The sequence below is a fragment of the Mesorhizobium wenxiniae genome (assembly GCF_002284535.1).
Classification (GTDB): Bacteria; Pseudomonadota; Alphaproteobacteria; order Rhizobiales; family Rhizobiaceae; genus Mesorhizobium; species Mesorhizobium wenxiniae.
The window spans coordinates 1-19,305 of sequence record NZ_NPKH01000041.1; the positions used below are offsets into that span (position 1 = coordinate 1).

24 protein-coding genes are annotated in these 19,305 nt (G+C 61.3%); 7 read left to right on the forward strand and 17 right to left on the reverse strand.

All coding sequences use genetic code 11. The features are described 5' to 3' along the window. Positions 1-159: 159 nt before the first annotated feature. The 3 genes from CIT31_RS32465 to CIT31_RS32475 all read right to left on the reverse strand — a co-directional run bounded on the left by CIT31_RS32465 (position 160) and on the right by CIT31_RS32475 (position 2,109). Positions 160-1,161, reverse strand: coding sequence for a GlxA family transcriptional regulator (locus CIT31_RS32465; protein ID WP_095521905.1), 1,002 nt, complete (start codon positions 1,159-1,161; stop codon positions 160-162). A gap of 290 nt (positions 1,162-1,451) precedes the next feature. Then, the gene (locus tag CIT31_RS32470; RefSeq protein ID WP_163602974.1) at positions 1,452-1,598 is read right to left on the reverse strand and encodes a hypothetical protein; all 147 of its coding nucleotides are present in this window, start codon (positions 1,596-1,598) and stop codon (positions 1,452-1,454) included. A 322-nt stretch (positions 1,599-1,920) separates the two neighbouring features. Further along, entirely contained in the window at positions 1,921-2,109 is a 189-nt protein-coding gene (locus CIT31_RS32475; protein WP_029351950.1) for a hypothetical protein, read from the reverse strand. A gap of 225 nt (positions 2,110-2,334) precedes the next feature. Between CIT31_RS32475 and CIT31_RS32480 the strand changes: the two genes are divergently transcribed. Then, complete coding sequence (locus CIT31_RS32480) at positions 2,335-3,234, forward strand: LysR substrate-binding domain-containing protein (RefSeq protein WP_029351948.1); 900 nt, start codon at positions 2,335-2,337, stop codon at positions 3,232-3,234. A 1-nt stretch (position 3,235) separates the two neighbouring features. On the opposite strand, the gene CIT31_RS32485 is transcribed toward CIT31_RS32480, so the two are convergent. The 10 genes from CIT31_RS32485 to CIT31_RS32530 form a co-directional block, all read right to left on the reverse strand. Next, positions 3,236-4,219: an alpha/beta hydrolase fold domain-containing protein gene (locus CIT31_RS32485; protein ID WP_095521906.1), complete on the reverse strand. Its 984-nt coding sequence runs from the start codon at positions 4,217-4,219 to the stop codon at positions 3,236-3,238. A gap of 263 nt (positions 4,220-4,482) precedes the next feature. Then, complete coding sequence (locus CIT31_RS32490; RefSeq protein ID WP_029351944.1) at positions 4,483-4,668, reverse strand: hypothetical protein; 186 nt, start codon at positions 4,666-4,668, stop codon at positions 4,483-4,485. A 186-nt stretch (positions 4,669-4,854) separates the two neighbouring features. Further along, positions 4,855-6,984, reverse strand: coding sequence for an ASKHA domain-containing protein (locus CIT31_RS32495; protein ID WP_095521907.1), 2,130 nt, complete (start codon positions 6,982-6,984; stop codon positions 4,855-4,857). Beyond that, positions 6,935-7,909: a methyltetrahydrofolate cobalamin methyltransferase gene (locus tag CIT31_RS32500; RefSeq protein WP_095521908.1), complete on the reverse strand. Its 975-nt coding sequence runs from the start codon at positions 7,907-7,909 to the stop codon at positions 6,935-6,937. Before CIT31_RS32500 ends, CIT31_RS32495 begins: the two co-directional genes overlap by 50 nt. A 79-nt stretch (positions 7,910-7,988) precedes the next feature. Beyond that, positions 7,989-9,080, reverse strand: a complete 1,092-nt coding sequence (locus CIT31_RS32505; protein ID WP_029351936.1) for a methylenetetrahydrofolate reductase — start codon at positions 9,078-9,080, stop codon at positions 7,989-7,991. Then, positions 9,077-9,688: a methylenetetrahydrofolate reductase C-terminal domain-containing protein gene (locus CIT31_RS32510; protein ID WP_095521909.1), complete on the reverse strand. Its 612-nt coding sequence runs from the start codon at positions 9,686-9,688 to the stop codon at positions 9,077-9,079. The genes CIT31_RS32505 and CIT31_RS32510 overlap by 4 nt, the downstream gene beginning before the upstream one ends. Beyond that, on the reverse strand, positions 9,681-9,983 hold the full coding sequence (locus tag CIT31_RS32515; protein ID WP_095521910.1) for a virulence factor: 303 nt from the start codon (positions 9,981-9,983) through the stop codon (positions 9,681-9,683). The genes CIT31_RS32510 and CIT31_RS32515 overlap by 8 nt, the downstream gene beginning before the upstream one ends. Before the next feature lie 243 nt (positions 9,984-10,226). Beyond that, on the reverse strand, positions 10,227-11,138 hold the full coding sequence (locus CIT31_RS32520) for a fatty acid desaturase (protein WP_245316545.1): 912 nt from the start codon (positions 11,136-11,138) through the stop codon (positions 10,227-10,229). Further along, on the reverse strand, positions 11,135-11,398 hold the full coding sequence (locus CIT31_RS32525; protein ID WP_095521911.1) for a hypothetical protein: 264 nt from the start codon (positions 11,396-11,398) through the stop codon (positions 11,135-11,137). The genes CIT31_RS32520 and CIT31_RS32525 overlap by 4 nt, the downstream gene beginning before the upstream one ends. A gap of 23 nt (positions 11,399-11,421) precedes the next feature. After that, a complete protein-coding gene (locus CIT31_RS32530) occupies positions 11,422-11,994 on the reverse strand; it encodes a DUF4893 domain-containing protein (RefSeq protein ID WP_095521912.1) in 573 nt (190 codons plus the stop codon). A gap of 123 nt (positions 11,995-12,117) precedes the next feature. Here CIT31_RS32530 and CIT31_RS32535 point away from each other — a divergent pair, with 123 nt between their 5' ends. Continuing rightward, positions 12,118-13,041 (forward strand): NAD-dependent epimerase/dehydratase family protein, encoded by a 924-nt coding sequence (locus CIT31_RS32535; protein WP_095521913.1) that lies wholly within the window; start codon positions 12,118-12,120, stop codon positions 13,039-13,041. A gap of 8 nt (positions 13,042-13,049) precedes the next feature. Here CIT31_RS32535 and CIT31_RS32540 read toward each other — a convergent pair whose 3' ends face one another. Continuing rightward, entirely contained in the window at positions 13,050-13,679 is a 630-nt protein-coding gene (locus CIT31_RS32540) for a DUF1638 domain-containing protein (protein WP_029351925.1), read from the reverse strand. A 64-nt stretch (positions 13,680-13,743) separates the two neighbouring features. Here CIT31_RS32540 and CIT31_RS32545 point away from each other — a divergent pair, with 64 nt between their 5' ends. Together CIT31_RS32545 and CIT31_RS32550 are read left to right on the forward strand one after the other, a co-directional pair. Continuing rightward, on the forward strand, positions 13,744-13,884 hold the full coding sequence (locus tag CIT31_RS32545; RefSeq protein WP_023798937.1) for an entericidin A/B family lipoprotein: 141 nt from the start codon (positions 13,744-13,746) through the stop codon (positions 13,882-13,884). Between the two features lie 265 nt (positions 13,885-14,149). Beyond that, the gene (locus CIT31_RS32550; protein WP_095522015.1) at positions 14,150-14,365 is read left to right on the forward strand and encodes a hypothetical protein; all 216 of its coding nucleotides are present in this window, start codon (positions 14,150-14,152) and stop codon (positions 14,363-14,365) included. 307 nt (positions 14,366-14,672) lie between these two features. Here the strand turns inward: CIT31_RS32550 and CIT31_RS32555 are convergent, their stop codons facing one another. Together CIT31_RS32555 and CIT31_RS32560 are read right to left on the reverse strand one after the other, a co-directional pair. Continuing rightward, on the reverse strand, positions 14,673-14,891 hold the full coding sequence (locus CIT31_RS32555) for a Flp family type IVb pilin (protein ID WP_029351922.1): 219 nt from the start codon (positions 14,889-14,891) through the stop codon (positions 14,673-14,675). Positions 14,892-14,987: 96 nt separating this feature from the next. After that, positions 14,988-15,200, reverse strand: a complete 213-nt coding sequence (locus CIT31_RS32560; RefSeq protein WP_036267303.1) for a hypothetical protein — start codon at positions 15,198-15,200, stop codon at positions 14,988-14,990. Positions 15,201-15,273: 73 nt separating this feature from the next. Between CIT31_RS32560 and CIT31_RS34015 the strand changes: the two genes are divergently transcribed. Beyond that, positions 15,274-15,462, forward strand: coding sequence for a hypothetical protein (locus CIT31_RS34015; protein WP_133116246.1), 189 nt, complete (start codon positions 15,274-15,276; stop codon positions 15,460-15,462). Positions 15,463-15,547: 85 nt separating this feature from the next. Then, on the forward strand, positions 15,548-15,712 hold the full coding sequence (locus tag CIT31_RS34550) for a hypothetical protein (RefSeq protein WP_156768590.1): 165 nt from the start codon (positions 15,548-15,550) through the stop codon (positions 15,710-15,712). 880 nt (positions 15,713-16,592) lie between these two features. On the opposite strand, the gene CIT31_RS32565 is transcribed toward CIT31_RS34550, so the two are convergent. Further along, a complete protein-coding gene (locus CIT31_RS32565; RefSeq protein WP_008876431.1) occupies positions 16,593-17,291 on the reverse strand; it encodes a corrinoid protein in 699 nt (232 codons plus the stop codon). Positions 17,292-17,562: 271 nt separating this feature from the next. On the opposite strand from CIT31_RS32565, the gene CIT31_RS32570 reads away from it, so the two are divergent. Next, positions 17,563-19,137 (forward strand): trimethylamine methyltransferase family protein, encoded by a 1,575-nt coding sequence (locus CIT31_RS32570; RefSeq protein WP_095521914.1) that lies wholly within the window; start codon positions 17,563-17,565, stop codon positions 19,135-19,137. Positions 19,138-19,305: the final 168 nt, after the last annotated feature.

Here is a 19,305-nt window from a genome sequence, read left to right on the forward strand (position 1 = left end):
CCAATCCAGCCAGCATCTTGAATCACAAATCAGACCAATCCGGAATCCCTTTCGATTCCGTCAAAGCGTGACCCGCTCTAGAGCACTGGACGTTCTAGACTTGGCGAACACTCCACTCCGGGAGGCAATGGCGTCTACACCATCCAGGTGTTGCCTTTTTTACGCGACCAGCAACTGCTTGCGATCGACGCGCTCCTGCTGCGGCGAGCGCGCATAGAGCTCGCGGTAGCATTTGGAGAAATGCGAGGCGGAGACGAACCCGCAAGCGACCGCCACTTCGACCACCGGCATCGATGATTGGATCAGCAAGTGCCGGGCCCGGTCGAGGCGGATTTCCAGATAGTAGCGGGCAGGGGATCGTCCCATTTCGGTGCGGAACAGGCGCTCTATCTGGCGGCGCGACAAGTCGACATGATCGGCAATCTCGATCAGCGACAGCGGCTCGGACAGGTTTGCTTCCATCAATTCGATGATGGTCAGCACTTTGGAATTCTGCACGCCAAGGCGCGCACGCAGCGGCAGGCGCTGGCGATCGGTCGGGCTGCGTACGCGGTCGGTCAAAACCTGCTCGCAGACCCGGTTGACGAGGTTGTCGTCGAAATCGTCGCCGATCAGCTTCAGCATCATGTCGAGCGCCGCGGTGCCGCCGGCGCAGGTGTAGATGTTCTGGTCAATCTCGAAGAGGTCGGCAAAGACATTGGCCTTCGGGAACGCCTCGGAAAAACCCGGCAGGTTCTCCCAATGAATGGCGCAGCGCTTGTTGGACAACAGGCCGGCGGCGGCCAGTATATGTGCGCCAGTACACAAGCCGCCGATGGCGACGCCGCGGTTGTATTCCTCGCGCAGCCAGGCGAAGGCCGATCTGTTCTGGTAGCGCTCCACATTGATGCCGCTGCAAACGACCGCCATGTTCGGCCGTTCGGGGCCGGACATCTTCTTGCGTTCGTCCTCCAGCGAGGTGTTGACGGCGCATTCGACGCCGTTCGAGGCGCGCACCGGCTTGCCGTCGATGCTGGCGAGCCGCCAACGATAGGCCTCGTAGCCGAGCATCCGGTTGGCCGAGCGCAACGGATCGAGCGCCGTTGCAAAGGCGATCATGGTGAAATCGGGGACCAGGAAGAATACAAACGACCGCCTGATCGAATGATTTACGACGTTCACAGGGTAACCCTCACGCTGCAATGGCGCGAACAGGATGTCGCGATCAGCATAGCGACATCAGGAAAAACCTTTCCTGTCAATTGGCTAGGCGGCGAAAGACAGACTTTATTTGCGACATGGGTCGCAAATGGGCAATCGCTATGCGGCGACGGTCCCAACATGCCGCCGGTTTGAGCAAATATGCGGCATGTGGTCGGCACATACAAAACGCGCCGCCTCGGCAGAACCGAAGCGGCGCTGTGATCAACTTCGAAGCAGCAGCAGATAGCGCCGCTTGCGAGCTTGTCAGATCAGGCGACGAAGCCGAGGCGTGCGGCGGCCACGGCGCCGGTCTGGCCGGGCATGGTGTTGGCAAGGCGCTGGCGCTCGAGCGCGGTCGTCAGGTTCATTTCTCGGCGAGAAAAAAGGCGGGCAAAAAGCTTCATCATCATCTCCATTCGGTTGCTCAGACGGGTCGCCTTCGCTTGATGGAGTGGGGCAGCTCGTTGGCTGGCGCTGATATAGGCTTACGTGAGGGGAAACTAAATCGCAAAAGCGAAGCACTTGATAGGAAAAGCGACACGGAATGCGACAACTTTGGGCATTCCGCCCAATATTTATGATCACTTACAAGGCGTAGTTCGAAATGTGAGCTGCTATGCAACCCGCTCATATGCGCCATGCAGCGGCGACATGGCTTCAAAAAGCATTTGACCGCAAACAAAAAGGCCTGCCGGGCATGATCTGCGCGACAGGCCGTCAGCTTTGAATACACACGATCTATTTTGCTCCGCCAGCCCAGGATCCAACCCCATAGCGAGTGCCGGTCTTGGTGTCGGCGGCTTCAGGCCAGCCGATGTCCTTCTGCAGTTCGATCGGCAGTGAGCGGATGGCGCGTTCAGTCTGGTAGCGGGCGCGAGCCGCGCTGAATTCGGTCGCGATGCGGCCGATGGATGACAGGATGGACATTTTCATTCTCCTTTTGCATTGGGTCGGGAGCTCGCCGATTGCTCGGCATACGAAGCGCGGTTTGTTTCAGCTTCATTTCGTGTCGATTGCAGATCGATGTCGTGGGCGTTCAAGGCCGCTTTCGATACATCTGCCTTCGATGGAGTTGACTATCCCACCAAAGTGATGTTCAATCAAACGAAATGGAATGATAGTTTGCATCAGAAAAATTGAAGGCTGCTTCCCATGAACGCCCCACTCAATCATCCGTTGCCGCTGCTTGATCTCGACGTCTTGCGCACCTTCGTGGCAATCGCCGAGACCGGCAGTTTCACAACCGCGGCCAATGCCGTCTTCCGCACGCCGTCGGCCGTTTCCATGCAGATCAAGAAGCTTGAGGACATTCTCGGCCGCTCCGTGTTTGCGCGCGACGCGCGCTCGGTGACGCTGACCACGGATGGCGAGATGCTGCTCGGCTACGCCCGCCGGCTGTTGTCTATCAACCGCGAGGTGGTGTCGAAATTCATCATCCCCGACATTGTCGGGGTGGTGCGGCTCGGCTCGCCGGACGATTATGGCGAGCGCGTGCTGCCACATGTCTTGAAGCGTTTTGCGCAGTCGCATCCCTCTATCGCAGTCGATGTCACCATCGACCAGAGCAGCAATCTGCGCCGGCGCATGGACGACCGGGCGCTCGACATCACGCTGCTCACCAATTCCTATAAGACCAGCGCGCTCGGCGCCGAAGTGCTGCTCACCGAACCGATCGTCTGGGCCGGCGCCAAGGGCGGCTGCGCGCATCTGCGCGAACCGCTGCCGGTGTCATTGTGGGAAGAGGGCTGTGCCTGGCGGGCCGGGGCGCTCGAAGCGCTCGGCCGCGAAGGCCGCAACTATCGCGTGGCCTATATGAGCGCGCATACGGCCGGCCAGCGCGCTGCAATCATGTCCGACCTCGCGGTAGCGCCGCTGCCGAAATCGTTCCTCGGCAGCGACATGGTCGAGCTTTGCCCGAAGGACGGCATGCCCGATATCGGCACCTACAATCTGGCCATGGTCGTGGCGCCGGACGCCAGCGCGCCGGTGAAGGCGGTCGCCGACCACATCCGTGCGACCTTCGAAGTGTTCAGGGAAACCGGGAAATTTTGATTCAGGACCTCAACGGCGTAGCCAGGTTGTGAGCGGTGACGCCGCGATCTGTCTTTTGCAGTGACAATTTGTCGGCTTTGGCGTGATAGCTCTCGGTTTCGCTGGTCAAAAACGCCACGATGCTATCGCGCGCACGCCGCGCCTCGGGCATGTCGATGAGCGGCCATGCATGGAACATGCCTTGCTCGAGAACAACCTCAATTTCGACACCGGCGGCACGGGCCTTTTGCGCGAAGATCAGGTTGTCCGGGGTCAGCATGTCGCGCGAACCGGTCAGAAGCAGCGTTTTCGGCAACACCGAGAGGTCACCGTAAAGCGGGCTGATGCGCCAGTCGCTGGGATTTATGCCGGCACTGTAGAGCCGGACCGCCTCCAGCCCGCCCGGAATTCCCAGCCACGGATCGTAGCGTTCCGCCTCGAACACTTCGGGGTTGGCGAGCGACACGTCGAGGCCGGGCGAGATCAGCACATGGCGTGACGGCAAGGGCAGGGCGTCTTCCGCGGCCATCATGGTCAGCACCACGGCCATGTTGCCGCCGGCGGAATCGCCCATAAAGACGATGTCCTGCGCTTCCGTCTCATCGAGCATCTGCCGGTAGACCTTGCCGACCATGCCGAACATGGAGTGGAAATCGTGTTCGGGAGCAATCGGGTAGATCGGCACGGTGATGCCGAAGCCCAACCGACGGGCCATATCGCCGATCAACCGCCAATGATACGGCGTGATTTCAAAGACGTAGGCGCCGCCATGCAAGTAGAGGATACGCTTCCGTTCGCCAGCCTTTGGCGCGATTTCATAGACGGGAAAGCCGTCCACGCTGCGCGTCGTGATGTCGAAACGTGATCGGAGCAAGGCAGGCGGCTGATGGTTCTCCGTCTTGCGCGCATAGGCGATCCAGCGCTGCAGGTTTTCCGGACTGGAAAAGGCTTTCTTGCGGCTATACCTGAGGACAAAGGAAACGACGTGGCTTTTGAGGCTGGGCATGCGGACACACGGACTTCGGTTGAGCCGACTAAGAGAACCCCCGCTATCGAAGATCGTGCCTTCGCCCAGAATGTCAAGATTTGCGCTGAGACAACACGGCGGTGTGATCTGGCTGGCAATCAAAGGCCAGCAGCTAGTCATGGCTCGCTGCAATGCTCAGCGCCGGTGCAGCAGTGCGGCGCGCAACCGAGGGTCGCTTGCCGCCGGAGCCGTATGACGGCTCCGGCGCTTGGCCAGCAGCTTGCATTTGTCGGCGAACGTCATCAGCGCGCCGAACCCAGAAGCAGGGCCGAGAAGGTGACCTGCGGGTCTTCGCGCGGCGACACTGGCCAGCCGATGTCCCTCTGAATTTCGGGCGGTAGGCTGTTCAGGGCCCGGACGGACTTGTTCCTGTTGTGCGCATGCTTGATGGCCGTACCAAAGCGGCCGAGGCTTTCGAACATCGACATCTTCATCTCCCTTGGAGTGCTGCGGCGGCTGGAAGTTATTTCCTGCCTGCCGTTCGATGCCGGTTAAATGCGCCGCGCATGTATCTGGTGGATTTCACGAAAACAGCGCCTTGTTTCAGGGCTGATCCGGAAACATTTGCATGCAAACGAGAATGAGGGCGAAGTGCTGCTTTCGCCGGCGGGATATCACCCCCGGCCGCGCCGGGCCGCGTGGCCTTCGCGCGAACGCCGCCGCGGGGCGGCGTCGCCGGCAATGCCGTCTTCGCTGACCGTCTTGCGCGGTGGCAGTTTCACCGCCGCCGAAAGTTTCGGGAACGGGTCGACCTTGTTCGGCAGCGCCATCGCGTAGACGAAGTGCTCCTGGAATTTCGGCTCCAGCGCGGTCTCGATCTTCTCGATCCGGCTCACCGTTTCCTCGATCTCGCGGCGATAGCCGCGGTTCAAAAGTGCCATGCGCGCGCCGGCACCGGCGGCATTGCCGACGGCCGAGACCTTGTCGAGATCGCAGTCGGGGATCAGTCCCAGCACCATGGCGTATTTCGGATCGATGAAGGAGCCGAAGGCGCCGGCGAAGTGGATGCGGTCGACATGATCGGTGTGCTGCTTTTCCATCAACAGCTTGGTGCCGGCATAAAGTGCAGCCTTGGCGAGTTGGATGGCGCGCACGTCGGTCTGGGTGATGGTGATCCTGGGCTCGCCCTCCTTCAGCACGTAAGAGAAGGTGCGGCCATTCGCGGTGACCCGCGGCGAGCGGGCGGAGAGCCCGCCATCGACGACGCCGTCCTCGGAGATGATGCCGGCCAGATACATTTCGGCGACCACCTCGATGATGCCGGAGCCGCAGATGCCGGTGACGCCGGTTGCCTGGACGCTGTCGAGGAAGCCGGGCTCGTCGGACCACAGTTCCGAGCCGATGACGCGGTATTTCGGCTCTAGCGTATCGGGATCGATGCGCACGCGCTCGATGGCGCCGGGCGCGGCGCGCTGGCCGCCGGAGATTTCCGCGCCCTCAAAGGCCGGACCGGTGGGCGAGGAGGCCGCCACGACCCGCTGGCGATTGCCGAGCACGATCTCGGCATTGGTGCCGACATCGACGATCAGCATCATCTCGTCCTGGCGGTGCGGGCCTTCCGACAGCGTCACCGCAGCCGCGTCGGCGCCGACATGGCCGGCGATGCAAGGTAACATGTAGAGCCTGGCACCCTGGTTGAGCTTCAGGCCGATATCCGACGCCTTGATGTGCACGGCGCCCGAGACGGCCAGCGCGAAGGGCGCGCCGCCGAGCTCGGTCGGGTCGATGCCGAGGAACAGATGGTGCATGATCGGATTGCCGACGAAGACGGAATCCAGGATGTCGTTGCGCTGGACGTTGCCTTCCGCACAAACCTTATCGACGAGACCAGAGATCGCCTCGCGCACCGCGACCGTCATGCCTTCGCGACCGTCCGGGTTCATCATCACATAGGAAACGCGGCTCATCAGATCCTCGCCGAAGCGGATCTGCGGGTTCGACGTGCCCGACGAGGCGGCGACGCGGCCCGACAGAAGCGAGACCAGATGCATGGCGATGGTGGTCGAGCCGATATCGCAGGCAAGCCCGTAGGCCTCGTTCTTGAGGCCGGGCCACAAAGAGATGACCCGCGCGGTCTCACTTTCGGCATCCTTGTGGATGGCGGCGGTCGCGGTCCAGTTGCCTTTGCGCAAGATGCCTTGCACCTGCGGCAGCAGATGGACGTCGAAATCGAGGCTCTTGAGTCCCCAGTCCTTCATCAGCGCGATCTTCAGGCGATCGAGATCGCCTAGCGGCTTGTGCATGTCGGGCTCTTCGATCTCGACATAGCACATGTGGATTGCCGAATCGCGGGCGATGACCCTGGTGTCGGCGTCCTTGCGGATGGTCTGCGCGTTGATGACCGTGTCCTGCGGCACGTCGACGACGAGATCGCCGAGGATCTGCGCCGAGCAGGACAGGCGGCGTCGTTCGGGAAGGCCGCGCACGCGTTCGTAGCGCTCCTCCTTGGCACCCTTGGGCGAGATGTGGTCGTTGGAAGAGACGATCTTATGCTTGGCGAAATTGCCTTCCTGCACCTCGACCTGGCAGCGCCCGCAAGTGGCGCGTCCGCCGCACACGCTCTCGACATAGACGCCGAGCTGGCGTGCGGCATCGAGCACCGGCGTGCCGACCGGAAACCGCCCGCGCTTGCCGGACGGCATGAACAGCACGAGCGGATCGGTGATGTTGGCAGGAGAGTTCACGATTGCGCGCTTATCCCCGGGCCATACGGGCTTCACGGCCGCCGCGCCGGCGGCCGCCATTGCCATTGCCTTCACCCGGCGTATTGACTTGCGTGGGCGCCGCGATCGCCTGGCCGCCTTCGGCCGGCTTGTAGTCCTTGTATGTCCTGATCCAGTTGGTGCAGTTCTCGTCGGTGCCGTTCAGCACATTGGCGCCGCGCACAGCTTCCATCTCCTGCGGCCGCACCGGGTTCATGATCGCCGAGGTCATGCCGGCGCCGATCACCATCGGGATGAAGGCGGCGTTGATGCCGTGGCGGTGCGGCAGGCCGAACGAGATGTTGGACAGGCCGCAGGTGGTGTTGACCTTGAGCTCTTCACGCAGCCGGCGCAGGAGGGCAAAGACCTGGCGGCCGGCATCGCCCAGCGCGCCGATCGGCATGACCAGCGGATCGACGACCACGTCATGCGCCGGAATGCCGAAATCGGCGCAGCGCTCGACGATCTTCTTGGCGACGGCGAAGCGCACGTCCGGATCCATCGAAATGCCTGTCTCGTCGTTGGAGATGGCAACCACCGGAACGTTGTATTTCTTGACCAGCGGCAGGATGGCTTCGAGCTTCTCTTCCTCGCCGGTGACGGAATTGACCAGCGGCCTGCCCTTGGCGACCTTGAGCGCCGCCTCGATCGCCGAGGTCACCGAACTGTCGATCGACAGCGGCAGGTCGACCAGGCCCTGCACGATCTCCAGCGTCTGCACCAGCAGCGCTGGTTCGGTTGCGTTGGGGTCGACGGCGGTAACGCCGGCATTGACGTCGAGCATGGTCGCGCCGCAGGCGGCCTGTTCCAGCGCATCCCTGATGACGGTGTCGAAATTACCCGCGATCATTTCAGCGGCGAGCTTCTTGCGCCCGGTCGGATTGATGCGTTCGCCGATCACGCAGAAGGGCTGGTCGAAGCCGATGATGATTTCTCGTGTCGCTGAGGCGACGATCGTCCGGGTCATGAAGTCTCTCCCTCGTGATATAAAGACTTCTTTATATCGTTTCTGATTTCGATCAAGCGAATGGTGACCGTCCGCGCCATCAATGCGCGGTCTTGACCATATCCACTTGGGTTTCGGTGATCTCGTCGTGCAATATGTGGTCGAGCCTGTCGGCGACGAGCTGGTCGTCGCGGCGGATTTCGCGTTTCCAGGGCTGGCGGCCCTTCAGCACGCCCGATTCATCGACGATCTCGGCCACGTATTCCTCCTGACGATAGGCCATCACATGGACGCCGGAGACGCCGGGAATTTCCTTCACCTCGTTGATGATGTCGATGCAGAGCTGCTTGCCTTCCTTCTTCTGGTCCTGGGCGCCTTCCAGCCGCTTGACGATCGAATCGGGGATATGAATGCCCGGCACGTTGGAGCGGATCCATTTGGCCGTCTTGGCCGAGGCCAGCGGCCCGACGCCACACAGGATGAAGCATTTTTCCGTGAAACCGAGATCGCGGACCTGCTGCATGTAGGTGCGGAACATCGGCACGTCGAAGCAGTACTGGCTCTGCACGAATTGCGCGCCGGCGGCGATCTTCTTGCCCAGCCGGTAGGGGCGGAAATCGATCGGCGGCGCGAAAGGGTTGATCGCCGCGCCGAGGAAAAGCTGCGGCGGCGTCGTCAGCTTGCGGCCGGACAAGAACTTGCCGTTGTCGCGCATGATGCGGCAGGTTTCCAGGAGCGACATGCAGTCGAGATCGAACACCGGCTTGGCGCCGGGCTGGTCGCCGGCCTGCACGCCGTCGCCGGTCAGGCACAACATATTGGCGACGCCCATCGCCGCCCCGCCCAGCACGTCGCCCTGGATGGCGATGCGATTCCTGTCGCGGCAGGCGATCTGCATGATCGGGGCATAGCCCATGCGGGTCAGCAGCGCACAGATGCCAACCGACGACATGTGGCAGTTGGCGCCCGACGCGTCGACGGCGTTGATGGCGTCGACCCAGCCGTCGAAGATTTTCGCGCGGTTGTAGACGTCCTCCGGATCGGCGCTGTCGGGCGGGTTGAGTTCGGTGGTCACCGCGAACTCGCCGCGCCTCAGAACGCGCTCAAGCCGGCCGCGCGAGGTGTGGCCGGGCAGGGGATCGAGCGGCAGGTGGATGCCGGCCGGGTTCTCGTCGCGCTGGCGGCCGATCATGCCGATGCCCCGGTGTTCGTGGTATTCTGGGCCGCATTGCGGGCGGCTTCGCGCGCGGCGGCGGCCTGTGCGGTCACTCGCAGCCATGCCGAGGTCTCGCGCAGCGATTGGTCGACCGGCTTCTGCACGTCGAGGATCTTGTCGCCATGCTTCATGTTGCGCGAGCCTTCCCAGGCCTTGACCCAGACGCAGGGCATATCAGGCTCGACCTCGCAATTGCCGTTGGCGCGCACACCGCCGCAAGGGCCATTGCGCAATTGCTTGGGGCAATTCATCGGGCACGACATGCCGGTAGAAGAAAGGATGCACTGGCCGCACATGCGGCAGTCGAACATAAAACCCTTGACGCGTTTTTCGACAAATTTGATCGGACCTTCGACGCGGCCGTAACCGATGCGCTTCCACAGCGGATGGAGGAGCAAAAACATGTCGGAGAACTTGGCGTAGAACCATTCGAGGAGTCGCGAGTGGCGGACGGACCACAGCCTGACCGCGAAGGAGCGCTGCACGCGCCGCTGCGGCGACACGTCGGCCGGCTTGTAGTCGGATTTCGGCGCTGCCTTCTTGACCAGAGTGGCCTGGGTAATCGCCGGGGTCGTTTCAGACATCTTCTTTCCCGCCCGCTTTAACCAGAGCGACCAGCCGTTCGCGGTCGTATTTCGCGTCGATGTCCTGAAGGGCTTTTTCGGCCTCGCCTTCAAGATCATCGCTGACCGGCACGGGGTCGGCCTTGCGCCATTCGGCCAGGTAGTCGTCGGTGCCGCCGGCGCCGGTGCGCATCGCACACATGTCGATCGCCTCGGTGAAACGCAGCGGCAATTCGCGCTTGGCGTTCTGCCGGCCTTTCTTGACGATGACCTGGGCGGGGATGTCGCGCCAGTAGACGACGATCAGATCGGCCATGAATTCCTACTCCCGTAGAGCGCCGTGCGTCCAATCGGAAAGGACGCTCTACTACTTTGGCTCAGTTGCATCGTACTTTTCCGGAGATCGATTCCGATCTTCGGGCGGATGCAGTGGTTCGGAGCATTGCCGGAAGCGCTGTTGGGCTGCTTGTTATGGGACGACGCGCGCGCATTCAAAAGCGACGCAATTGGAGGCCGCAAAAGGAAAGGTGAGAGTTTTCGATATTTGGCTTGGTTTGGATCAGCCGGTGCGACGATCGAAGCTGCCGACAAGCTTCCTGTGGAAGCGGATATAGCCTCGCTCGGTCGTGCGCAGGTGTTCGGCGACGATCTGATGGAAACGCGGCAGGCGGTGAAAGGGAACGGCCGGATAGGAATGGTGCTCGGAGTGGTACGGCATGTTCCACGCCACGAAGCGCACCAGCCGCGTGGTAAAGGTGGTGCGGGTGTTTTCGAGCATGTTGGCGACATGCGGGCAAAGCGCGTGCTCGGCCAACAAATAGGCCCGCAAGAAGGGCTGGCCGACGAGCACCGGCACAATCCAAACCCACAGCAGCAGCGACGACTGCACGGCCAGTGAGATCATCAGCAGCACCGCATAGGCGGTCAGGAATAAGCGTGCTTCCGAAATCACCTTGTCGCGGCCCTTTTCCGGCACGAAGCCGTCGCGGTTCCGGCCGGCCGCGTTGACGACGATCACGCGCGCCATGCTGGTCCAGTAGGGGACGCCGGAGAGATAACGCAGGTACTGGACTATGGTCTCCGGTTTCGGCGCCATCAGTTCGGGGTCGTTGTCCGGATCATGCGTGTGGCGGTGGTGCGCGAAATGGAAATAGCGGAACCAGGCCGGCGGCAGCAGGATCAGGAAGCCTGTCACGGTGGCGACGGTCCGATTGAGCCACGCCGTCCTGAAGGCCGTTTCGTGGATGGTCTCGTGCAACAGCGTGAAGAAGAAGACGATCAGGACCCCCTGCGGCAGCATGAGAATGGGCCAGAACGGAATCCGGGCGGCGATCAGCACGCCCAGCACGACAACCAGGCCGCCGTGAACGGTCAGCCGGACAATGCCGGGCCTGTCCAGTTTGGCGGTGAGGTCGCGACGATCCTCGACCGAAAGGCTGGCGATGATGGTGCGGTGGTCGATTTCGCTCATACCGGCAAGCTTATCGCCGGGGCGCCGTCCGGTAAATCGGCGCTCGGTAACAGACGCAGGTTTTTACGCCGGTCCAGAAATAGAACCAGATCGTCGGATGACCACTGTTTCGCGGGCAGGCCCGGGATATGATATGGCAAGCTTGCCGGCTGCGCATCCCTGACCGCCTCGATGCTATCGGGTGAGAATGCCGCCTGCCGCAGCGCGTAGCTTGAAATCATATCGCCTGCCTCAGGCTTGCCGCGCACCTGCCGCAGCACGCCGCAAGCCAGGGATCGCGCGCTCAGCGCTTGAATTCAAGGATGTCGAGCTTCGATTCGTAATAGGGCGCCGGGAACTCGATGCGCCATTCGTTGGCGCTGTTGCGAAAGGTATAGCCGACCTGATCGCTTTGCGGGCCGCCGCCATAGGGTTTTGCAGGATCGTCGTTGACAGAAAGGGAGCCGAGATAGATCGAGCGCTTTTCGCCGTCGTCGAAGAAACGCCCCTTGGTGCGCTGCGAACCGGTGATTTTTTCCAGCATCCAGCCCGAACCGTCGTCGCTCACCTTGCACTTGAACCAGCCATAGATGACGAGCGGGCTCAGCCCGCCGGCCTTGATCGTAGGGCACTGCCAGTTGCCGGTCAGGTCCTTGTCGGAAAACGAGACCAACGGCTTTGCCAGCAAGGCGTCGAGCTGCTTGACATCGGCGGCGTCGCCAGCCCTGGCTTCGTCAAGGGCTGCCTTGCGCGTCTCGTCATATTTGTCGAGCCGCACCTTGTCGGCGGGCGTGATCAGCTTCTGCACCTCACCATCGGCGAGCGCGGGCAGGGCGAAGCAGCCAACGCCTGCGGCAATCAGGAGGCGAGCGATCATCGGTGCGTTTCCTGGTCGAAAGCTGGAACAGCCTGTTTTCTCGTTTGGCATACAACTTACCCGTTCGCGGTGACATGTCATCCGTGCTTAACAGCGATCAGCTTAAAAATCGTGGTTTCGCCGATGCGGATCTTGCTTACGGGATCGTCAGGGTGGCTGGGCAGCGCGCTAGCGCCGCGCCTGCGGGCTCTTGGCCATGGCGTCATCGGTCTCGATCCGGCCCCGTCGGCGCAAACGCAGGTGATCGGCTCGGTCGCCGACCGTGATCTGGTCATGCGGACGATCAGGGAAAACCGCATCGAGGCGATCATCCACAGCGGCGCGCTGCACAAGCCTGACATCGAACACCAACGTAACGAGGATTTCATCGAGACGAATGTGCGCGGCACGCTCAACCTGCTCGACGCGGCGGTGGTATCAGGCGTTCAGCGCTTCGTCTTCACGTCGACGACCTCGCTGATGATCTCGAAAGCCATACGCGCAGGCTTGACCGGCGGTACGCGCAAGGCCGCCTGGCTGACGGAAGACCTGTCGGCCGAGCCGCGCAACATCTACGGCGTAACCAAGCTTTCGGCCGAGCATCTTTGCCGCCTCTATCACGCCCAGTCCGGACTGCCGGTGATCGTGCTGCGCACTGCGCGGTTCTTTCCTGAGGCAGACGACATGGCGCATGCGATCGAGCAGTCGGACGCCAACACCAAGGCCAATGAGCTGTTGTTCCGCCGGCTGACCGTCGAAGATGCCGCCGAGGCCCATGTCGCGGCGCTGGAGAAGGCGCCACGACTGGGCTTCGACATCTTCATCGTCTCGGCGCCAACGCCGTTCCGGCCCGATGATTGCGAGGCATTGATTGCCGATGCATCGTCCGTCGTCGCGCACTATTTTCCAGAATTTCCGGCGCTCTATGCGCGAAAGGGCTGGACGATGTTTTCCTCGATCGACCGTGTCTACGACGCCTCGCGGGCGCGGGACAGGCTGGGCTTCGTCTGCAAGACAAGCTTTGCCGATGTGATTGCCGCGCTCGCAGCGGACGAAGGGGCCGCCTGATCGAACCGTCAGGCTTGTGCCGCCGCGCTGGCCAGCTCCGTCGTCAGGTCGCCATAGCCGGTCGAGCGGCGCTCATAGGCGAGGCCGAGCATTCTTGCGGCCTTCTCGGCGACCTTGTCGAGTTCCGGGTCGTCGGTCTGGGCGATATAGACCAGCTTCTCGTAATTCCCGAAATAGTCCTTGATCAGCTCCGGATGCCTGTCGAGGCCGAGCGGCTTCATGAAGAAGGCGTCGAACTGCCGGCACAGGAAATCAGTCATGTAGAACGACATCATGTCGTCGTCGGCGACCTTCGCATAGGCATCCATGCCCTGATAGAAGGCAAAGCAATGCGGCCCGGCCATGCGCTCGACCCCATGCTTCTCGCAGACACGGTCAAGCAGGCCGCCGGTGCCGCAATCGGCGTAGCCGACGAAGATGTTACTGTAGCCGTCTGCCTTGGCCTTTTCGATTGCCTTGTCCATGGCTGGCGCGATGCGGTCCGGGTAGAAATGGAATTCCGCCGGCAAACAGGTCAGGTCGAGATGGTCGAGCCCCAGCTGCTCCTTGACGGCCAGAACTTCGCGCGCAATCATCCCGCAGGCGATGACAAGCAGCCTGTCGCGTTGATCGGGTTTTAGCTTTCGCGCAATGCTCATGGAACCAGTTTAACCGATTTTCGTTGCTGTCCCACGAATCTATCTGTTGAGGGAGATACCATTCATGAAACCGCTACGCATTGCTCCGATCGCCATTCTCGCTTGCGCCCTGGCACTTTCGGCCTGCGCCAACACCGTCCGTGGCGTCGGCAGGGACGTCAAATCGACAGCCAACGCGGTTGAGGACACGGTCGAGAACCCCTGATCCGCAGTCTCGCCAAAGCGCATTGCTCTCAAGATAGTTCAAGCGATGCGTATTAAGTCCTTGTAACATCTGGGAACGAGAAACTCGTGCTGCAAGGCGCGGATCGGTTTATGGTCCATTCGCCCAGACGAGGCCGAAGCGCGGAATCGTGTCCGCCTATTGCAATCATTTTCGTTGGGGCGGGCACGAAAAGTTGACTTTTCGAGCGGGGGACATGCCGTTAATCTTTCCCTGTACTCTCAACAACGAAGCTAGGAGCCATAGGATGAAGACCGCTCTCTTAGTTGTCGCCGCTCTGGGCCTTTCGGTGTCCGGCGCCGCAGCGGAATGTGTTGGCCACACTAAAACGACGGCTTCCGTAGATCAGCAAACCAAAGCTGCAAGCGTAGATCACCAGACCAAAGTCGCAAGCGTCGCGAATACGCCGACAACTGCCGAAACGCCGATCCTGAAAAAGGAAGAGGCGAAAGAATCAGAATAGGCGCTTCAACCCGCCCGATCCTACCATAGCACTCTAGCCGCTAGCGCCGGAGGCTGTCATCGCGGCAGCCAGCGAGGTTAAGCCGTCTACTAACGGTGTCGTTCTTTGGCGTGACACTGGATGCCGAAGGCCAGTCGAGTGGCTGGCAGCATGCGCAATGGTTGCGGCCATGCAACTGGCGTTAATGCAACAAACACCTAACAGAGTACAGGCCTGGGTGGCGGTGTCGTACAGAAATTCGTAAAAGGGGGCCGGCGCGACGAACGCCGACCCTTCTCAGGCAGTAAGAGCGCTGGGTTTTAGCGTGTCAGGTTCCGACGCCCGTTCCCTCGTTGCAGGTGCCGAGCGGCGAGGCTTCCAACGCGGCGCACAGGCCGGTAAAACGCCCGGTGACCCAGCCACCAATCGCCAGGATCGCAAGTATCGCTGCTGCGGCAATGATGCCGACAAGGATCGAATATTCGACCATGGCAGCGCCTGAATCGTCTTGGCAAAACTGCCGGGCCGTCGTCATGAGTGTGTCCATGGAGTTCCCCTTTTAGACCCGACGTGTCGACGTCGGTCCAGCAAAATGCGCGGGAGCTAATGCAATAGCATCATTCGAACGAGGGACTAGAGCCGCCTAGAACCCAATTCTGATAAACTGCGGGCAGCCAGTCACCGCATAGCTTGGCGTCGTGAATGTCCCCACGCCCGTGAAATAATGGCAGATGAACCCGTCCGTTGGATCCTTTTCGTCGTGGTAGAGAACTGCGGTCGACGTAATCAGCAACCCGCCAATCGCCCCCGCCGCCAGAACTGTCAGCACCCCCAGAGAGACGACTGCTTTCCGCATTTTTTAGCCCGTGACTCGCCTTCAACGCGTTTGTTGCCGATTGGAGTCCAGACGCGGCCAAGGTCGGCTTTAGGTGGCGCGCGCCAAGCCAACGGCTATTTTAAAGCCGATCCGCCCGCGCCTCATGGCGGGAGTGCAGGTTTTAACCTCACCGATCGAAGCCGACTTCATCACAATGAACGGCGACAATTCCAAAGAGTCAGGGCATGACCGGCGCATCGGAATTCTGCTGGATCGAATAGATGTGTTGGCTGGGAAATAGCACAATTAGGCGCTCCGCGAAGGTAATCGCTGAGGCCGAGTGCGCCGAACGCGCCGCAAAGACGGCAAGATTGAAATCGCTTCGTATGGCAACTCAGGGTGACCTGAAGGTTTCGTTTCCGGAGGAGCTCGATTGCTCGCTGCTTGTCGCGGCACTGACTCAAGGCGAATCATCGGGCCAGCCTTTCAACCGTCTCAATGATGGCTTTGGCAAGGGCTTCGCCTTCATGGACAGGCTCGGAACCGAATAGCACAAACTGCTTCCTCGCTCGGCAACACCCCGGCTGGGCGGGTTTGTTCAATAGTTATGCGAACCAGTTTGAGGGCGGCCCAGGCGCTGCGGATGTTCTCTTGGACTCTATGCTGGCCACCAAGTCACGCAGCGGCTTGTTGCGCTTCTGGGGCCGGTATTTCTCCACCCGCCTGGTTCTCGCGGACCCGCTTTCGCATTGTAGTGGTGATCGCCTCCACGTCACCAATACCCCTATGCCCCGCGCCATGAAATTTGAGTCTGAGCGCGCTAGGGCTTGGTCAAGATGTTGCTAATGTGCGGGACAACGCTCTTCGCACTAGCGGGGCCGGCCCAGCGGCTTGGTTGCGAGGGGGACTGGCAGCTGGAGGCCGCTGGGCCTTGACCACCAGCGAGCTTAAGAGGAGGCGCTGTGCTGGCTGACCAAAACTTGCGCTCAAGGCAACGGAATAGCATCATTCGAACGAACACTGTTCGTCAGTATGTTCCTCATGCCGGACATTGGGGGCGCTCAATCTGCTCAACGGCAGGCCAGCGGACGATGAGCAGCCGCATTTTGCCGCCATGTCGAGAGGCTGACGGAATCTATTGTTCGATCGGCAGCGGCTCATGGTCGAGGAGCAGCACCTCGCAGATTGCCTTGTAGGGCGCCGGCCGGGCGGCGTTGGGGGTCTGACGCACGAATTAGCTGACAGAGGTTGGGACCGTGGGCATGGCGTGATCGCGGAAGTACCGTGCGTCCAATAGCTAGCCGGCCGGCGCCATGCCGACGGCAATGCCTATGCCGATCGAGAAATCCAGTGGCGAGCTTGCCGCCGAGGTCAATCGGACAAAGGCGCCGAGGGCACCGCGCCAGTCCCTCGGGAAATTGGCTAAAAAGCTCAGGCCGACGCGCGGACGTTGTGCTTGCGTTTCATGAAGTCCTTGGCGGTTTCGACCGCCACGGCCGCGTCGCGGCAATACGCGTCGGCGCCGACGGCTTTGCCGAATTCCTCGTTGAGTGGCGCGCCGCCGACCAGCACGACATAGTCGTCGCGGATGCCCTTTTCCTTCATCGTGTCGATGACGACCTTCATATAGGGCATGGTCGTCGTCAGCAGCGCCGACATGCCGATGATATCAGGCTGGTGCTGTTCGATGGCGTCGAGATATTTTTCCACCGCGTTGTTGATGCCGAGGTCGATGACGTCGAAGCCGGCGCCTTCCATCATCATGCCGACGAGGTTCTTGCCAATGTCGTGGATGTCGCCCTTGACGGTGCCGATCACCATCTTGCCCTGCTTCGGTGCGCCGGTGGCGGCGAGCAGCGGACGCAGGATGAACATGCCCGCCTTCATTGCATTGGCGGACAACAGCACTTCCGGCACGAACAGGATGCCGTCGCGAAAATCCTCGCCGACGATGCGCATGCCCTCGACCAGCGCCTCGGTTAGCACCTTGTAGGGCGCCCAGCCGCGCTCGAGCAGGATTTGCGTCCCTTCCTCGATTTCTTCCTTCAGTCCGTCATAAAGGTCGTCGTGCATCTGCTGCACGAGCTCGTCGTCGGAAAGCTCGGAAAGGATGATCTCGTCGTCGGCCATTTTTAATCCAGCTCCTTGCCGCACGGATACAGTTGCGGGGCCCCAATATCACGTCAATACCTAACCCGCTACAGGCTTGCGTCCATAGCTGATTTGCGACTTCCCGCAAAAGGAAAGCGACTGCAAATCTATTGGAATTCTTGTCGATTTTGCGACAGGCGTTGGCGCTGGCGGGCCGTTTCGAATAGGGTGCATGGCTACGATCCGGCCAGAAGCCGCGATATGCGGCCGTAATAATTCAGGCCAGAACAAAAGTCAGGGAAGGACGATCATGAGTGAGAACGCGCCGGTCGACCAGGAAGCGTCAAACCCGCGGCGCGGACGCGCCGCCAGCGGTGGTGCCGCTGCCCGCCGGGCAGCGCGCTCGGGTGGCGGCCCCGGCACCCAGCTCACCTACATCAAGCGCAAGATCAACGTTTATGAGGTGCTGGACGAGGAAGGGCTGGCGCTGATCGAGAAGAACACCGACACGGTACTCGAAGAGATCGGCATCATCTTTCGCGACGACGCCGAGGCGCTGCAGCTGTGGAAAGAGGCCGGCGCCGACGTCAAGGGCGAGCGCGTGCATTTCCCGAAGGGGCTCTGCCGCTCGCTTTTGAAAACCGCGCCATCCGTCTATACCCAGCATGCCCGCAATGCCGAACGTTCGGTGCAGATCGGCGGCAACGCCACCGTCTTCGCGCCGGTCTACGGCCCGCCCTTCGTGCGCGACCTCGATGGCGTCAGGCGCTATGCGACGATCGAGGATTTCCGGAATTTCGTGAAGCTCGCCTATATGGCGCCGTCGATCCATCATTCGGGCGGCACGGTGTGCGAGCCAGTCGACGTGCCGGTCAACAAGCGCCATCTGGACATGATCTACAGCCACATCAAATATTCGGACAAGCCGTTTATGGGCTCGGTCACCGCGCCCGAGCGCGCCGAAGACACGGTGGCGATGGCCAAGATCGTGTTCGGCGACGATTTCGTCGAAAACAACACGGTTCTAACCAGCCTGATCAACGCCAATTCGCCGATGGTGTTCGACGAGACCATGCTGGGTGCGCTGAAAGTCTATTCGCGTCACAACCAGGCCTGCATCGTCACGCCGTTCATTCTCGCCGGCGCAATGAGCCCGGTGACGGTCGCCGGCACGCTGACCCAGGTTCTGGCCGAAGTGCTGGCCGGCGCGTCGTTCACGCAGCTGATCCGGCCGGGCGCGCCGGTGCTGTTCGGCACCTTCGCCTCGTCGATTTCGATGCAGTCGGGCGCGCCGACCTTCGGCACGCCGGAGCCGTCGCTGGTTTCCTATGGCGCGGCGCAGCTCGCCCGCCGGCTCGGCCTGCCGTTCCGCACCGGCGGCTCGCTTTGCGCTTCGAAGATACCGGACGCGCAGGCGGCCTATGAGAGCGCCAACACGCTGAACTCAACGATTCTCGCCGGCACCAATTTCGTGCTGCATTCGGCCGGCTGGCTCGAAGGCGGACTCGCCTCCTGCTACGAAAAATTCATGATGGACATCGACCAGCTCGGCATGACGCAGAAATTCTCCGAAGGCGTCGACCTGTCGGAGAACGGCCAGGCGATGGACGCCATCCGCCAGGTCGGCCCGGGCAGCCACTATCTCGGCTGTGACCACACCCAGGCCAATTTCCAGACCGCCTTCTACCGTTCCAACATTGCCGACAACAATTCGTACGAGCAGTGGCTGGCCGAGGGCGAAAAAACCGCACCGCAGCGCGCCAACGAACTCGCCCGCCGCTGGCTGGAAAGCTACGAGGCGCCGCATCTCGATCAAGGTATCGACGATGGGCTGAAGGAGTTCATCGCCACGAAGAAAGCGTCGATGGCCGACGCCTTCACTTGAAAGGAGCCCGAGTCAGGCGGGGCTAAAGTCGCCAACATCATCCATAAGGAAATGTGGCGGACGGGCCTAAGGGATTGATTTGCCTGCAGAAAATAGTAGGCGCTAACCCCGGTTCCCAGTTGCTTCCCCAGTTTGATCAAACCCCGTGACCACCTTGATCGGAAATAC

What these genes read in the sequence shown, in the direction of transcription:
- CIT31_RS32470 (WP_163602974.1), bottom strand. Translation starts at nt 1,598, where the DNA reads ATGGAGATGATGATGAAGCTTTTTGCCCGCCTTTTTTCTCGCCGAGAA.
- CIT31_RS32475 (WP_029351950.1), bottom strand. Translation starts at nt 2,109, where the DNA reads ATGTCCATCCTGTCATCCATCGGCCGCATCGCGACCGAATTCAGCGCG.
- CIT31_RS32480 (WP_029351948.1), top strand. Translation starts at nt 2,335, where the DNA reads ATGAACGCCCCACTCAATCATCCGTTGCCGCTGCTTGATCTCGACGTC.
- CIT31_RS32485 (WP_095521906.1), bottom strand. Translation starts at nt 4,219, where the DNA reads ATGCCCAGCCTCAAAAGCCACGTCGTTTCCTTTGTCCTCAGGTATAGC.
- CIT31_RS32490 (WP_029351944.1), bottom strand. Translation starts at nt 4,668, where the DNA reads ATGTCGATGTTCGAAAGCCTCGGCCGCTTTGGTACGGCCATCAAGCAT.
- CIT31_RS32495 (WP_095521907.1), bottom strand. Translation starts at nt 6,984, where the DNA reads ATGGCGGCCGCCGGCGCGGCGGCCGTGAAGCCCGTATGGCCCGGGGAT.
- CIT31_RS32500 (WP_095521908.1), bottom strand. Translation starts at nt 7,909, where the DNA reads ATGACCCGGACGATCGTCGCCTCAGCGACACGAGAAATCATCATCGGC.
- CIT31_RS32505 (WP_029351936.1), bottom strand. Translation starts at nt 9,080, where the DNA reads ATGATCGGCCGCCAGCGCGACGAGAACCCGGCCGGCATCCACCTGCCG.
- CIT31_RS32510 (WP_095521909.1), bottom strand. Translation starts at nt 9,688, where the DNA reads ATGTCTGAAACGACCCCGGCGATTACCCAGGCCACTCTGGTCAAGAAG.
- CIT31_RS32515 (WP_095521910.1), bottom strand. Translation starts at nt 9,983, where the DNA reads ATGGCCGATCTGATCGTCGTCTACTGGCGCGACATCCCCGCCCAGGTC.
- CIT31_RS32520 (WP_245316545.1), bottom strand. Translation starts at nt 11,138, where the DNA reads ATGAGCGAAATCGACCACCGCACCATCATCGCCAGCCTTTCGGTCGAG.
- CIT31_RS32530 (WP_095521912.1), bottom strand. Translation starts at nt 11,994, where the DNA reads ATGATCGCTCGCCTCCTGATTGCCGCAGGCGTTGGCTGCTTCGCCCTG.
- CIT31_RS32535 (WP_095521913.1), top strand. Translation starts at nt 12,118, where the DNA reads ATGCGGATCTTGCTTACGGGATCGTCAGGGTGGCTGGGCAGCGCGCTA.
- CIT31_RS32540 (WP_029351925.1), bottom strand. Translation starts at nt 13,679, where the DNA reads ATGAGCATTGCGCGAAAGCTAAAACCCGATCAACGCGACAGGCTGCTT.
- CIT31_RS32545 (WP_023798937.1), top strand. Translation starts at nt 13,744, where the DNA reads ATGAAACCGCTACGCATTGCTCCGATCGCCATTCTCGCTTGCGCCCTG.
- CIT31_RS32550 (WP_095522015.1), top strand. Translation starts at nt 14,150, where the DNA reads ATGAAGACCGCTCTCTTAGTTGTCGCCGCTCTGGGCCTTTCGGTGTCC.
- CIT31_RS32555 (WP_029351922.1), bottom strand. Translation starts at nt 14,891, where the DNA reads ATGGACACACTCATGACGACGGCCCGGCAGTTTTGCCAAGACGATTCA.
- CIT31_RS32560 (WP_036267303.1), bottom strand. Translation starts at nt 15,200, where the DNA reads ATGCGGAAAGCAGTCGTCTCTCTGGGGGTGCTGACAGTTCTGGCGGCG.
- CIT31_RS34550 (WP_156768590.1), top strand. Translation starts at nt 15,548, where the DNA reads ATGGCAACTCAGGGTGACCTGAAGGTTTCGTTTCCGGAGGAGCTCGAT.
- CIT31_RS32565 (WP_008876431.1), bottom strand. Translation starts at nt 17,291, where the DNA reads ATGGCCGACGACGAGATCATCCTTTCCGAGCTTTCCGACGACGAGCTC.
- CIT31_RS32570 (WP_095521914.1), top strand. Translation starts at nt 17,563, where the DNA reads ATGAGTGAGAACGCGCCGGTCGACCAGGAAGCGTCAAACCCGCGGCGC.